Genomic DNA, 16,154 nt, shown 5'->3' with positions numbered 1-16,154 from the left:
CTCACCCGGCGACGACTTACTCTCCCACAAGGCCTCCCTTGCAGTACCATCAGCGCTTTAGTGCTTAACCATCCTGTTCGGAATGGGAAGGGGTGTTACCACTAAGCCATAATCACCGGATCTTTGAAAGAACTTGTTCTTTCAAAACTGCATATGGTTTAAAATAATTTGGTCAAGCCCTCGACCTATTAGTATCAGTCAGCTTAATACATTACTGCACTTACACCTCTGACCTATCAACCTCGTGTTCTTCAAGGGGTCTTACTAGCTTACGCTATGGGAAATCTAATCTTGAGGTGGGCTTCACGCTTAGATGCTTTCAGCGTTTATCCCGTCCCGACATAGCTACCCAGCAATGCCACTGGCGTGACAACTGGTACACCAGAGGTCAGTCCATCCCGGTCCTCTCGTACTAGGGACAGCTCCTCTCAAATTTCCTACGCCCGCGACGGATAGGGACCGAACTGTCTCACGACGTTCTGAACCCAGCTCGCGTGCCGCTTTAATGGGCGAACAGCCCAACCCTTGGGACCTACTTCAGCCCCAGGATGCGACGAGCCGACATCGAGGTGCCAAACCTCCCCGTCGATGTGGACTCTTGGGGGAGATCAGCCTGTTATCCCCGAGGTAGCTTTTATCCGTTGAGCGATGGCCCTCCCACGAGGTACCACCGGATCACTAAGTCCGACTTTCGTCCCTGCTCCACTTGTAGGTGTCGCAGTCAGGCTCCCTTCTGCCTTTGCACTCTTCGAACGATTTCCGACCGTTCTGAGGGAACCTTTGAGCGCCTCCGTTACTTTTTAGGAGGCGACCGCCCCAGTCAAACTGCCCACCTAACAATGTCCGGCACCCAGTTTCATGGGTATCCGTTAGAACCTCAGTACTGTCAGGGTGGTATCCCAAGGATGACTCCACTGAAGCTGACGCCCCAGTTTCTCAGTCTCCCACCTATCCTGTACAGACAATACCGAAATTCAATGCTAAGCTACAGTAAAGCTCTACGGGGTCTTTCCGTCCAATCGCGGGTAGCCAGCATCTTCACTGGCACTACAATTTCGCCGGATTTGCAGTTGAGACAGTGCCCAAGTCATTACGCCATTCGTGCGGGTCAGAACTTACCTGACAAGGAATTTCGCTACCTTAGGACCGTTATAGTTACGGCCGCCGTTTACTGGGGCTTAAGTTCATACCTTCGCTTACGCTAAGCATTCCCCTTAACCTTCCAGCACCGGGCAGGCGTCAGCCCCTATACTTCAGCTTTCGCTTTAGCAGAGACCTGTGTTTTTGCTAAACAGTTGCTTGGGCCTATTCTCTGCGGCCTACTTGCGTAGGCACCCCTTCTCCCGAAGTTACGGGGTCAATTTGCCGAGTTCCTTAACTGCAATTCTTCCGATGGTCTTAGGATTCTCTCCTCATCTACCTGTGTCGGTTTGCGGTACGGGCACTACTTTGCTCCCTAGAGGCTTTTCTTGGCAGCGTGGAATCAGATACTTCGGTCAAAATGACCTTCCCCATCACACCTCAGAATTGCCTGAACGGATTTTCCTATCCAGACTCCCTAAGTGCTTAGACTAGCATCCAATAGCTAGCACATCTTATCCTCCTGCGTCACCCCATTGGTAATAACGCTACATAGTGGTATCGGAATATCAACCGATTGTCCATCGCCTACGCCTTTCGGCCTCGGCTTAGGTCCCGACTAACCCTGGGCGGACGAACCTTCCCCAGGAAACCTTAGATTTTCGACCACTAGGATTCTCACCTAGTTCTCGCTACTTATGCCAACATTCTCACTCCTGTACCGTCCACCGCTCCTTTCGGTACGACTTCAGCCAGTACAGGACGCTCCTCTACCGCGTACATAAATGTACACCCATAGCTTCGGTGATAGATTTTAGCCCCGAACATCTTCGGCGCGGGATCTCTCGACTAGTGAGCTATTACGCACTCTTTTAATGAGTGGCTGCTTCTAAGCCAACATCCTAGTTGTCTTTGAAATCCCACATCCTTTTCCACTTAATCTATACTTTGGGACCTTAGCTGATGGTCTGGGCTGTTTCCCTTTTGACTACGGGCCTTATCACTCGCAGTCTGACTGCCGGACTAATAGTATGTGGCATTCGGAGTTTGATAGAGTTTGGTAACCTATACGGCCCCTAGCCCATTCAGTGCTCTACCTCCACTACTCACATCCGACGCTAGCCCTAAAGCTATTTCGAGGAGAACCAGCTATCTCCGGGTTCGATTGGAATTTCTCCGCTATCCACAGCTCATCCCATGGTTTTTCAACACCAATTTGGTTCGGTCCTCCACAGAATTTTACTTCTGCTTCAACCTGGCCATGGATAGGTCACCCGGTTTCGGGTCTACGACATGCAACTATTTGCCCTATTAAGACTCGGTTTCCCTTCGGCTCCGTACCTTAAGTACTTAACCTCGCTACATATCGTAACTCGTTGGCTCGTTCTACAAAAAGCACGTCATCACACACATAAGGTGCTTTGACCGGTTGTAGGCACACGGTTTCAGGTTCTATTTCACTCCCCTTCCGGGGTTCTTTTCACCTTTCCCTCACGGTACTTCTTCACTATCGGTCATCAAGTAGTATTTAGCCTTGGGAGGTGGTCCTCCCTGCTTCCCACAAGGTTTCACGTGTCTCGTGGTACTCTGGATCAGATCTTAGGCTTTATCCTTTCGTCTACGTGGCTATTACACGCTGTGGCTCAACTTTCCAGTTGTATTCGACTAAAATTACCGCCATGTTAATGATCTGTCCGCAACCCCAGAAATAAATTTCTGGTTTGGGCTCTTTCCTTTTCGCTCGCCGCTACTCGGGAAATCGAATTTTCTTTCTCTTCCTCCAGGTACTTAGATGTTTCAGTTCCCTGGGTGTACCCTTATATACCTATTTATTCAGTATACAATACATGGGGTTTACCCATGTGAGTTTCCTCATTCGGAAATCTTCGGTTCACAGCCTATTTGCGGCTACCCGAAGCTTATCGCAGCTTATCGCGTCCTTCGTCGGCTCTTGATGCCAAGGCATTCGCCATGTGCCCTTTGTAGCTTGACCTTCGTTCGTTATAACCTTCGCACTATTTCGTTAGCTGCCTCAGCCTGGTGCTCATTTACGTTAGTAAATTCCGCTCCTTCTTCGTTGCTTCCTCGTATTACTCAGTTCTAACTTCACTCAGAGAGTTTTTAAAAGTTTAATCATATTAAAATACAATTAAAGCTTAGTAAATAATCAATGAGTTATCATTTCAATCTTACAAAAGATTTTTCTTTTTAAAGTTTTACTTTGCTTTTAAACCATATGCAGTTTTCAAAGAACAAAAGCGGACATCCAAAATCTACGATTTTGAGATGGTCGGCTATTTTTCATGAAAGATACTTGATCTTTCAAAATTGAACAGAAAGATAAATTCCAGCTAGTATTAAGAGTTATAGACTAGCTATAATCTTAATACAGTTCTCCATAGAAAGGAGGTGATCCAGCCGCAGGTTCTCCTACGGCTACCTTGTTACGACTTCACCCCAATCGCTGACCCTACCTTCGGCCGCTGCCTCGCTTACGCGTTAGCACACGGACTTCGGGTATTGCCAACTCTCATGGTGTGACGGGCGGTGTGTACAAGGCCCGGGAACGTATTCACCGCGACATTCTGATTCGCGATTACTAGCAACTCCGGCTTCATGTAGGCGAGTTTCAGCCTACAATCCGAACTGGGACGAGTTTTTTGAGTTTTGCTCCACCTCGCGGTATTGCGTCTCGTTGTACTCGCCATTGTAGCACGTGTGTAGCCCTAGACATAAGGGGCATGATGATTTGACGTCATCCCCACCTTCCTCCTGGTTAACCCAGGCAGTCTCGCTAGAGTGCTCAACTAAATGGTAGCAACTAACAATAAGGGTTGCGCTCGTTGCGGGACTTAACCCAACATCTCACGACACGAGCTGACGACAACCATGCACCACCTGTCTTCCTGCCCCGAAGGGCTTCCCTAATTACAGGTAATTCAGGAGATGTCAAGTCTAGGTAAGGTTCTTCGCGTTGCTTCGAATTAAACCACATGCTCCGCTGCTTGTGCGGGCCCCCGTCAATTCCTTTGAGTTTTAATCTTGCGATCGTACTCCCCAGGCGGGATACTTAGTGTGTTAACGACGGCACGGAGGATTGGTATCCCCCACACCTAGTATCCATCGTTTACGGCGTGGACTACCAGGGTATCTAATCCTGTTTGCTCCCCACGCTTTCGAGCCTCAGCGTCAGTTATGGTCCAGAAAGTCGCCTTCGCCACTGGTGTTCTTCCTAATATCTACGCATTTCACCGCTACACTAGGAATTCCACTTTCCTCTCCCACACTCTAGATACCCAGTTTGGAATGCAGCACCCGGGTTGAGCCCGGGTATTTCACATCCCACTTAAGTATCCGCCTACGCTCCCTTTACGCCCAGTAAATCCGGACAACGCTTGCCACCTACGTATTACCGCGGCTGCTGGCACGTAGTTAGCCGTGGCTTCCTCCTCGGGTACCGTCATTATCGTCCCCGAAGACAGAGCTTTACGACCCGAAGGCCTTCATCACTCACGCGGCGTTGCTGCATCAGGCTTTCGCCCATTGTGCAATATTCCCCACTGCTGCCTCCCGTAGGAGTCTGGGCCGTGTCTCAGTCCCAATGTGGCCGATCACCCTCTCAGGTCGGCTACGCATCGTGGCCTTGGTGAGCCGTTACCTCACCAACTAGCTAATGCGCCGCGGGTCCATCTCATAGCGGATTACTCCTTTAATAACTTTATCATGCGATAATGCTATGTTATGGGGTATTAATCTTCCTTTCGGAAGGCTATCCCCCTCTATGAGGCAGGTTACCCACGTGTTACTCACCCGTCCGCCGCTAAGTTATTCCCGAAGGAATAACTTCGCTCGACTTGCATGTGTTAAGCACGCCGCCAGCGTTCGTCCTGAGCCAGGATCAAACTCTCAATTTAAAAGTATATTCCAAATCTAAGATTTGGCATAAGACTTTCCGAGTGAATTTCAAAAGAAATTCTCAGTTTAATCTACTCAATTACATAATTCAAAAGAATTGCTGGTCTTTGTATATCTTTTCTGTTCAATTTTCAAAGATCATGTGCTTCTTTACTGAAGCGACTTTGTAAGTATATCATTTGTTTTCTTAGTTGTCAACAAGTTTTTTTAGAAACTTTAATTTCTTTATACATTGTAGTCAACTTTTGGTGAATCTTGTGCAGCTCTCTCGAGTGCTTACTTATAATAACACGATATTATAAGTAAGCAATACTCATTATGTCTGATTTACAGTGATTATACTGTTATGTCGCCAACTTACTGTTATTTTGGCCTTATTCCTTAGAATGATACACTAGGTGAAGTTTCCTTGCAATCTTTCAGTAAGCCTTGTCCTGTCTTCGTTTACAATACAATATGTTAATTCATTTTAAATTCTATATATCCCAAAATCGGATAATATATAATTAAACACCTCTTCAATCAGTTTTGTATTAACAATTAATTTAGTCTCTATATCTGATGATTGATGTTTAAGTAGTTCAACTGATGTAAGCTGATTTGTTTGATAAGATACTCCAGCCGGTGTAATACCTAAAACTTCTGCAATCTTTTTATTTGAATTTACACCAGAATGAATTAATGTAAGTATTTTAAACCTACTAGGATCTGATAAAGATTTCATTACTTGTTGTCTTCTTTCATTATTAAATAAGTCATTTATATTTTTATATTTAAAATACTCAGGAAGATAAATTCCTGTAGCAAGAATTCTTTTGTTTCCAAATACCTCTGATATAAATAGATGTGCATTCATGTAAATAACATAATGCTCTGTATCCTCGAAATCTATAGAATCAATAAGCTTTGAAGAAACATATTCATCAAGCATATCACGATAAAACCTTTTAGGTTGCTCCTTTATCATTTTAATTATGGATTGCATTTTATCTTTACTTCTTTCTATAAGAACATCTTCATACCTATTAAAAATCGGATATAACTTTTCAAGTAGTTTTCTTATATCTATAAGTGTTTTACTTGTAGATTGAATCATACTTAATAAGTTCCATTTACCTCTAGAATCAGTATTTACACTCTCCACAATACTATAATCATCCTGGTTGTTATAATCATTAAATCCTATATTAAAGTTACTAAAAACAAGCTTTTTAAATTCATATTTTGTAATGGACTCTAATTCTTTAAAATAATCATATATGTTGTTAATCTGTTTTTTATCGTCCAAGTAAAAATATAAATTTAGAAACAGATTGTACTCAGGGCTAATATACTTATCAATTTCGGATTTGTATAATTTAATTTCATTTAGGTAAGAATTAACTGTATTAATATAATAAGTATCAGTTATTCTATAGGCTAATGAATTAGTATCCTCTATCTCATCCATTTCTAAATTAAAAGATTTTAGAAAATCTAATGCCTTTGCCTTTTCTATATCACATATCATTGCTTAATACCTCCTAAATCCTATATAATCTCTACGACTCCATCTAGTCGCTCTTTTATTTCCTCACTTAAATGATGTGAAATCATTATAACCATTGAATCCATGTCTAAAATAAAGTTTTCAATGAAACTAGTAGTTACCTTATCAAGATTTGCTGTTGCTTCATCCATAATTATTACATTCTTTTTTCTAGCTATAGCCCTAGCTAAAGCAATCCGTTGTTTTTGACCACCAGAAAGGTTTTTCCCATTCTCAGTAATCATATAATTCAAATCTAAACTTTCAAGCTTAACTGCTTTCATAATCTCCAATACTTCCCCATCACTTAAAGACAAATTCATTTGTATATTATCTTTAATGGTATCATTAAATAAATAGGTATTTTGATTTACATAGGCAATATCATAGAACAAAATGAGATTGTTCTCTTTTACCTTACCATTAATCATTATATCACCATGGTAATCATTAATTTCTCCTATTATTGCCTTTAACAAACTTGATTTGCCACACCCGCTTTCTCCAAAAATAGCATACTTCTTACCATTTTCAAAATATATATTTTGATTAATTCTAACCATTTTCCCATCAAAATTAAAACAAATATCTTTTGACTGGATCTCACTTACTTCAATTATATCCTCATTATCTTTTTCAATTGAATCTTTATTGTAAGCATTATTTGACATAAATATAGGTATTTCATAGGTATCATTATAATTAATCAGCTCATCAATATAACCCAACTTTTTTTGATAAAGTTCCTTACCTGATTTATAAAAGGTTTTATCCGCCATGAACTCCATTACAGAATCACCAAATCTCGGCAATAATCCTAGCACTGCAAGATAACTACCAAAACTCACTTTACCTTTAATTACAAAAAAAGATAATATTGCTAAAGCTGATATTGTTGTTAATGAGTTTACAAGCGTTAAAACTCCACTCATTAGACCTGCAAAGCTTTTCACTTTTACTACACAGCTTGCATATTTATGGCTTGCATCTCTGGATTTCTTTAAAAATACCGAGAAAGCCGTATTTTCAAGAAATGTATTAAATCCCTGCATTAACTCTCTTGTTTTATTCAAATATCTTTCTCTTTCCTGTTGCACTTTAATTATATAGCTTGATAAAGTGGATTGAAATAACATTAGTACAAAAGTTATAACTATTAATGATATTAATGCAATGATAACCATCGAATAATGAATTTTGAACAATGCAATTACAATGAAAACTGTCATTGTTCCTTTAGAAATTAACGAAATATACTTGTCAAAAACCAATTATAAAACTTTTGGTACATCATTTACGTAAAGCGATGCGTGTTCTCCAGATTCTTTACACATAAAATCTGAATACGTTTTCTTTGAAATTGACCTATCAATCTTGCTATTTATATCCATAGTCAAATAGTAATTAGCAACATACTTACAACGCTGATCCAAATACAGTAAGAATGCATTGGCCATATAAACACAATAAATTTAAACCAAATAAAAGCACACTTATAAATAAGTGTGCTTTTGGTGGCTTACCGGGGAATCGAACCCCGGACACCATGATTAAAAGTCATGTGCTCTACCAACTGAGCTAGTAAACCTTGTTCTCACCCGGCGACGACTTACTCTCCCACAAGGCCTCCCTTGCAGTACCATCAGCGCTTTAGTGCTTAACCATCCTGTTCGGAATGGGAAGGGGTGTTACCACTAAGCCATAATCACCGGATCTTTGAAAGAACTTGTTCTTTCAAAACTGCATATGGTTTAAAATATTTGGTCAAGCCCTCGACCTATTAGTATCAGTCAGCTTAATACATTACTATACTTACACCTCTGACCTATCAACCTCGTGTTCTTCAAGGGGTCTTACTAGCTTACGCTATGGGAAATCTAATCTTGAGGTGGGCTTCACGCTTAGATGCTTTCAGCGTTTATCCCGTCCCGACATAGCTACCCAGCAATGCCACTGGCGTGACAACTGGTACACCAGAGGTCAGTCCATCCCGGTCCTCTCGTACTAGGGACAGCTCCTCTCAAATTTCCTACGCCCGCGACGGATAGGGACCGAACTGTCTCACGACGTTCTGAACCCAGCTCGCGTGCCGCTTTAATGGGCGAACAGCCCAACCCTTGGGACCTACTTCAGCCCCAGGATGCGACGAGCCGACATCGAGGTGCCAAACCTCCCCGTCGATGTGGACTCTTGGGGGAGATCAGCCTGTTATCCCCGAGGTAGCTTTTATCCGTTGAGCGATGGCCCTCCCACGAGGTACCACCGGATCACTAAGTCCGACTTTCGTCCCTGCTCCACTTGTAGGTGTCGCAGTCAGGCTCCCTTCTGCCTTTGCACTCTTCGAACGATTTCCGACCGTTCTGAGGGAACCTTTGAGCGCCTCCGTTACTTTTTAGGAGGCGACCGCCCCAGTCAAACTGCCCACCTAACAATGTCCGGCACCCAGTTTCATGGGTATCCGTTAGAACCTCAGTACTGTCAGGGTGGTATCCCAAGGATGACTCCACTGAAGCTGACGCCCCAGTTTCTCAGTCTCCCACCTATCCTGTACAGACAATACCGAAATTCAATGCTAAGCTACAGTAAAGCTCTACGGGGTCTTTCCGTCCAATCGCGGGTAGCCAGCATCTTCACTGGCACTACAATTTCGCCGGATTTGCAGTTGAGACAGTGCCCAAGTCATTACGCCATTCGTGCGGGTCAGAACTTACCTGACAAGGAATTTCGCTACCTTAGGACCGTTATAGTTACGGCCGCCGTTTACTGGGGCTTAAGTTCATACCTTCGCTTACGCTAAGCATTCCCCTTAACCTTCCAGCACCGGGCAGGCGTCAGCCCCTATACTTCAGCTTTCGCTTTAGCAGAGACCTGTGTTTTTGCTAAACAGTTGCTTGGGCCTATTCTCTGCGGCCTACTTGCGTAGGCACCCCTTCTCCCGAAGTTACGGGGTCAATTTGCCGAGTTCCTTAACTGCAATTCTTCCGATGGTCTTAGGATTCTCTCCTCATCTACCTGTGTCGGTTTGCGGTACGGGCACTACTTTGCTCCCTAGAGGCTTTTCTTGGCAGCGTGGAATCAGATACTTCGGTCAAAATGACCTTCCCCATCACACCTCAGAATTGCCTGAACGGATTTTCCTATCCAGACTCCCTAAGTGCTTAGACTAGCATCCAATAGCTAGCACATCTTATCCTCCTGCGTCACCCCATTGGTAATAACGCTACATAGTGGTATCGGAATATCAACCGATTGTCCATCGCCTACGCCTTTCGGCCTCGGCTTAGGTCCCGACTAACCCTGGGCGGACGAACCTTCCCCAGGAAACCTTAGATTTTCGACCACTAGGATTCTCACCTAGTTCTCGCTACTTATGCCAACATTCTCACTCCTGTACCGTCCACCGCTCCTTTCGGTACGACTTCAGCCAGTACAGGACGCTCCTCTACCGCGTACATAAATGTACACCCATAGCTTCGGTGATAGATTTTAGCCCCGAACATCTTCGGCGCGGGATCTCTCGACTAGTGAGCTATTACGCACTCTTTTAATGAGTGGCTGCTTCTAAGCCAACATCCTAGTTGTCTTTGAAATCCCACATCCTTTTCCACTTAATCTATACTTTGGGACCTTAGCTGATGGTCTGGGCTGTTTCCCTTTTGACTACGGGCCTTATCACTCGCAGTCTGACTGCCGGACTAATAGTATGTGGCATTCGGAGTTTGATAGAGTTTGGTAACCTATACGGCCCCTAGCCCATTCAGTGCTCTACCTCCACTACTCACATCCGACGCTAGCCCTAAAGCTATTTCGAGGAGAACCAGCTATCTCCGGGTTCGATTGGAATTTCTCCGCTATCCACAGCTCATCCCATGGTTTTTCAACACCAATTTGGTTCGGTCCTCCACAGAATTTTACTTCTGCTTCAACCTGGCCATGGATAGGTCACCCGGTTTCGGGTCTACGACATGCAACTATTTGCCCTATTAAGACTCGGTTTCCCTTCGGCTCCGTACCTTAAGTACTTAACCTCGCTACATATCGTAACTCGTTGGCTCGTTCTACAAAAAGCACGTCATCACACACATAAGGTGCTTTGACCGGTTGTAGGCACACGGTTTCAGGTTCTATTTCACTCCCCTTCCGGGGTTCTTTTCACCTTTCCCTCACGGTACTTCTTCACTATCGGTCATCAAGTAGTATTTAGCCTTGGGAGGTGGTCCTCCCTGCTTCCCACAAGGTTTCACGTGTCTCGTGGTACTCTGGATCAGATCTTAGGCTTTATCCTTTCGTCTACGTGGCTATTACACGCTGTGGCTCAACTTTCCAGTTGTATTCGACTAAAATTACCGCCATGTTAATGATCTGTCCGCAACCCCAGAAATAAATTTCTGGTTTGGGCTCTTTCCTTTTCGCTCGCCGCTACTCGGGAAATCGAATTTTCTTTCTCTTCCTCCAGGTACTTAGATGTTTCAGTTCCCTGGGTGTACCCTTATATACCTATTTATTCAGTATACAATACATGGGGTTTACCCATGTGAGTTTCCTCATTCGGAAATCTTCGGTTCACAGCCTATTTGCGGCTACCCGAAGCTTATCGCAGCTTATCGCGTCCTTCGTCGGCTCTTGATGCCAAGGCATTCGCCATGTGCCCTTTGTAGCTTGACCTTCGTTCGTTATAACCTTCGCACTATTTCGTTAGCTGCCTCAGCCTGGTGCTCATTTACGTTAGTAAATTCCGCTCCTTCTTCGTTGCTTCCTCGTATTACTCAGTTCTAACTTCACTCAGAGAGTTTTTAAAAGTTTAATCATATTAAAATACAATTAAAGCTTAGTAAATAATCAATGAGTTATCATTTCAATCTTACAAAAGATTTTTCTTTTTAAAGTTTTACTTTGCTTTTAAACCATATGCAGTTTTCAAAGAACAAAAGCAGACATCCAAAATCTATGATTTTGAGATGGTCGGCTACTTCTCATGTAATAAGAAGTTCATTTAAGCTTTCATCTCCCAAAGGAGATGTTTCATTAAACCTTAATTTACACTAAGACTTAAATCATGAAAGATACTTGATCTTTCAAAATTGAACAGAAAGATAAATTCCAGCTAGTATTAAGAGTTATAGACAAGCTATAATCTTAATACAGTTCTCCATAGAAAGGAGGTGATCCAGCCGCAGGTTCTCCTACGGCTACCTTGTTACGACTTCACCCCAATCGCTGACCCTACCTTCGGCCGCTGCCTCGCTTACGCGTTAGCGCACGGACTTCGGGTATTGCCAACTCTCATGGTGTGACGGGCGGTGTGTACAAGGCCCGGGAACGTATTCACCGCGACATTCTGATTCGCGATTACTAGCAACTCCGGCTTCATGTAGGCGAGTTTCAGCCTACAATCCGAACTGGGACGAGTTTTTTGAGTTTTGCTCCACCTCGCGGTATTGCGTCTCGTTGTACTCGCCATTGTAGCACGTGTGTAGCCCTAGACATAAGGGGCATGATGATTTGACGTCATCCCCACCTTCCTCCTGGTTAACCCAGGCAGTCTCGCTAGAGTGCTCAACTAAATGGTAGCAACTAACAATAAGGGTTGCGCTCGTTGCGGGACTTAACCCAACATCTCACGACACGAGCTGACGACAACCATGCACCACCTGTCTTCCTGCCCCGAAGGGCTTCCCTAATTACAGGTAATTCAGGAGATGTCAAGTCTAGGTAAGGTTCTTCGCGTTGCTTCGAATTAAACCACATGCTCCGCTGCTTGTGCGGGCCCCCGTCAATTCCTTTGAGTTTTAATCTTGCGATCGTACTCCCCAGGCGGGATACTTAGTGTGTTAACGACGGCACGGAGGATTGGTATCCCCCACACCTAGTATCCATCGTTTACGGCGTGGACTACCAGGGTATCTAATCCTGTTTGCTCCCCACGCTTTCGAGCCTCAGCGTCAGTTATGGTCCAGAAAGTCGCCTTCGCCACTGGTGTTCTTCCTAATATCTACGCATTTCACCGCTACACTAGGAATTCCACTTTCCTCTCCCACACTCTAGATACCCAGTTTGGAATGCAGCACCCGGGTTGAGCCCGGGTATTTCACATCCCACTTAAGTATCCGCCTACGCTCCCTTTACGCCCAGTAAATCCGGACAACGCTTGCCACCTACGTATTACCGCGGCTGCTGGCACGTAGTTAGCCGTGGCTTCCTCCTCGGGTACCGTCATTATCGTCCCCAAAGACAGAGCTTTACGACCCGAAGGCCTTCATCACTCACGCGGCGTTGCTGCATCAGGCTTTCGCCCATTGTGCAATATTCCCCACTGCTGCCTCCCGTAGGAGTCTGGGCCGTGTCTCAGTCCCAATGTGGCCGATCACCCTCTCAGGTCGGCTACGCATCGTGGCCTTGGTGAGCCGTTACCTCACCAACTAGCTAATGCGCCGCGGGTCCATCTCATAGCGGATTACTCCTTTAATAACCTTATCATGCGATAATGCTATATTATGGGGTATTAATCTTCCTTTCGGAAGGCTATCCCCCTCTATGAGGCAGGTTACCCACGTGTTACTCACCCGTCCGCCGCTAAGTTATTCCCGAAGGAATAACTTCGCTCGACTTGCATGTGTTAAGCACGCCGCCAGCGTTCGTCCTGAGCCAGGATCAAACTCTCAATTTAAAAGTATATTCCAAATCTAAGATTTGGCATAAGACTTTCCGAGTGAATTTCAAAAGAAATTCTCAGTTTAATCTACTCAATTACATAATTCAAAAGAATTGCTGGTCTTTATATATCTTTTCTGTTCAATTTTCAAAGATCAATGTGCTTCTTTACCGAAGCGACTTTGTAAGTATATCATCTGTTTTCTTAGTTGTCAACAAGTTTTTTTCATTCTTGTTTTGAACTTTTAAAACCTTATTCCTAGCAGTAAGTATTTGTTTTTTTCTCTGCCGCTAAGGAACTTTTATAGAATAACATCTATCCTAACATACAATATTTTAATTATACTCCTTTATAAGAAATTAGAATCCATATAATCATTGTACCTATCTATTTCTTTAACATTGTACTAAGGATACACTAGGTATAGTTTCCACATTACTATTATTACTTTAGACTATAATCTCTTGTTTTTCATATAATTATACCTATTATATTGAATCTTTTTTAATTTTAAAAGGTTATTGTTTTATGTATCGAACCTAAAATAATAAGGGCTATTCATCCCCCACCCATAGAGGATGGGAGAATTTAGCCCGTTTTTTTAAAACATACTATATTATAATTAATACTATAACTTCTACTGCAATTGATACTAAATTACAATTTTCTAATTTTCCATTACCTCAAACACTCTTTTGCCTACTTGAAACATTAAGAAAGAAATAAATAAGTTAGTTATTATTATTCCTATATACACTGAGTATTTGCCTAGATAAGATAAAGTACCTGATATAAAAACAGTGATAATTATAGTTGGTACAAGATATATAATTAAAGAAAAGAAATGCAAGGATCCCCTTAAAATATCATCTAACTTTCTAAATATAACAGTGTTAAAAGCATTCCCTGCATTATTCAAAAGAATAAAGCTTTCAGCAGCTATAAATCCTAATACTATCTCTAATATAGATCCTCTTAATAAAACCGCTAATACTATATATGCTATAAACAAATCTAAGCCTGATTTATACAAAGAAGATATCATAGCTGAAAATAACTTCTTGCTACTGGAATCCGGGATTAAATAAATATAATGATTTTGTGTTTCTTGAAGCCATTTTCCACCTAATGATGCAAAGAGTAATAATACGCCAAGTCCCCATGTATAAATTAAGATAATAGGAAGCTCACTACCCTTTTTAAAGATTAACCCTACAAAAATAGATGATGCTAATATAATTAATGATAAAATGTTAAATACGTGGAAGATACCTGTTCTTCTGTACTCCACCATATGTCTATCAAAAATAGCTAAAGAAAGTTCTCTTTTAAAATTCACTTTCATCTTTTTCTTAATAAACCTATACTTTTTATTACTATTCCTTTCTCTTAAAGCTTCTTTTTGTGTAGACTTATTTCTTAAAGAAGTTGCTAATTCTAGCTTTTGAGCGCCTTCTATAGCATTTTCATAAAAATAAATTTCATGATTATATATGTAATATATAATGCCACCACTTAATGCCAATAAAGCCACTACGCTTATAAAAAAGTAAGTACTTAGACCTTCAAATATAATCATAATAAATGTACCCATCCATCCTACTATAGGAATGTATCTCCAAAAGTCATTTGAAAAGTATCCAACCAGGTTATTTAATATTTGAGAAGTATCCTTTATACATATATAGATTGTTGGAATAAGTATACTTATTATAAGGGCCATAATTATCTTATTCTTATTATGATATATACCTTCATACTTAAATGATATATAAAAGAATAAAAGTCCAATTATCTTACAAACAAATATAACAAGTATATACATAAATATAAGTAACACACCCTGTGATATTGAAATTTTTGTCATCCTCACTAGGTTAGGTAATTGGTATAATAGAAAAAATACAGATAATAGCGTGCTACCTGATGTTCTGATTAGCCCATATATCAATACCTTTTGAGGCTTAAAAGGGGCTGTGAATATTAAATTTACATCACTCATTGAAAAGTTTAGTCCTATCTTTTTTGAAAGCCCACTATTTATATTAACCAAAAGCGTTATTAATATAATTGAATTAACCAAAATGAATATAACGTTAGCATCCATTTCAGTACTGCTAGACCCTTTATTTCCGAAAATAATAGAAGCAATTATAAATATAATAAATACACTGTACAATATTAATGCTAACGGCTTTCGTATCGCCTTTTTTATGAAGTTCTTTATATTACATTTTATTAAATATAAAAGTGCTTTCATATTATTCCCCCATTATCTCAAAGAATATTTCTTCAAGCTTTTCACCGTCTTTTAATTCACATCGGTTCTTAGAGAAGATACCCTTACCTTTTTTCATTATTAGTATCCTATCCCAAAGACCTTCCATGGAATCAAGTAAATGGGTAGAAACTAAAAGTGATGCTCCATTATCGCGAAGTTCCTTCATTATTATTTTAACTTCTTTTATAGCCATAGGATCAAGACCTATCATAGGCTCATCAAACAATATTATCTTAGGCTTATGCAAAATAGCGCAACATATTGATACCTTTTGTTGCATTCCTTTTGAGAGTTCCCCACCAAGCTTATCTCTTTTATCATCAAGATTAAGAAGTTTAAGAAGCTTTTCCATATACTCCTCATAATCTTTAAGTCCATAAGCTTTAGCAATATAATGTAGATGTTCCTCAACTGTTAAAAGGGGAAAGAGGGCTGGCATCTCTGGTATATATCCTAGTATAGATTTCGCTTCTACACTTTTATTATTAAGACCATCTAATAAAATTTCGCCTTCATAATTTAAAAGTGCTGCTATAGCCTTTATAGTTGTGCTTTTACCTGCTCCATTGGGGCCTACTAAAACTGCAATCTCTCCCTTATCCACGAATAAGTCCAAGTTGTCTACAGCAACTTCTTTGTGATACTTTTTTGTGAGTCCTCTTACTTCAATCAAACCATCATCTCCTAAAATTAATATA

Annotated in this window: 4 protein-coding genes, 1 tRNA gene and 6 rRNA genes; all 11 read right to left on the bottom strand. The window is 41.5% G+C overall.

Translation table 11 applies throughout. The features are described from left to right. Positions 1 to 3 precede the first annotated feature (3 nt). The 11 genes from rrf (DY168_RS00770) to DY168_RS00720 all read right to left on the bottom strand — a co-directional run bounded on the left by rrf (DY168_RS00770) (position 4) and on the right by DY168_RS00720 (position 16,129). Positions 4 to 120 (bottom strand): 5S ribosomal RNA (gene rrf, locus DY168_RS00770). A 48-nt stretch (positions 121 to 168) separates the two neighbouring features. Then, a 23S ribosomal RNA gene (locus tag DY168_RS00765) occupies positions 169 to 3,073 on the bottom strand. A 409-nt stretch (positions 3,074 to 3,482) separates the two neighbouring features. After that, positions 3,483 to 4,994, bottom strand: a 16S ribosomal RNA gene (locus DY168_RS00760). Together the 16S, 23S and 5S rRNA genes form the textbook arrangement of a ribosomal RNA operon. A gap of 470 nt (positions 4,995 to 5,464) precedes the next feature. Further along, complete coding sequence (locus DY168_RS00755) at positions 5,465 to 6,505, bottom strand: helix-turn-helix transcriptional regulator (protein WP_115640035.1); 1,041 nt, start codon at positions 6,503 to 6,505, stop codon at positions 5,465 to 5,467. A gap of 20 nt (positions 6,506 to 6,525) precedes the next feature. Continuing rightward, entirely contained in the window at positions 6,526 to 7,596 is a 1,071-nt protein-coding gene (locus tag DY168_RS00750; RefSeq protein ID WP_172556218.1) for an ATP-binding cassette domain-containing protein, read from the bottom strand. A gap of 439 nt (positions 7,597 to 8,035) precedes the next feature. Next, positions 8,036 to 8,111 (bottom strand) — tRNA-Lys (locus DY168_RS00745). Between the two features lie 8 nt (positions 8,112 to 8,119). Next, a 5S ribosomal RNA gene (gene rrf / locus DY168_RS00740) occupies positions 8,120 to 8,236 on the bottom strand. A gap of 47 nt (positions 8,237 to 8,283) precedes the next feature. Continuing rightward, a 23S ribosomal RNA gene (locus DY168_RS00735) occupies positions 8,284 to 11,188 on the bottom strand. Positions 11,189 to 11,678: 490 nt separating this feature from the next. Further along, positions 11,679 to 13,190: ribosomal RNA gene (locus tag DY168_RS00730) — 16S ribosomal RNA — on the bottom strand. 652 nt (positions 13,191 to 13,842) lie between these two features. Then, positions 13,843 to 15,435, bottom strand: coding sequence for a putative ABC exporter domain-containing protein (locus tag DY168_RS00725; RefSeq protein ID WP_115640033.1), 1,593 nt, complete (start codon positions 15,433 to 15,435; stop codon positions 13,843 to 13,845). A 1-nt stretch (position 15,436) separates the two neighbouring features. Continuing rightward, entirely contained in the window at positions 15,437 to 16,129 is a 693-nt protein-coding gene (locus DY168_RS00720; protein ID WP_115640032.1) for an ABC transporter ATP-binding protein, read from the bottom strand. Positions 16,130 to 16,154 lie beyond the last annotated feature (25 nt).

Source organism: Clostridium putrefaciens, assembly GCF_900461105.1.
GTDB classification, from domain to species: domain Bacteria; phylum Bacillota; class Clostridia; order Clostridiales; family Clostridiaceae; genus Clostridium_L; species Clostridium_L putrefaciens.
The sequence above is the reverse complement of the archived record's forward strand: the minus strand, read 5'-3'. Positions and strand labels throughout refer to the sequence as shown.

Coding starts and splice junctions, on each gene's coding strand:
- DY168_RS00755 (WP_115640035.1), bottom strand. CDS start 6,505: ATGATATGTGATATAGAAAAGGCAAAGGCATTAGATTTTCTAAAATCT.
- DY168_RS00725 (WP_115640033.1), bottom strand. CDS start 15,435: ATGAAAGCACTTTTATATTTAATAAAATGTAATATAAAGAACTTCATA.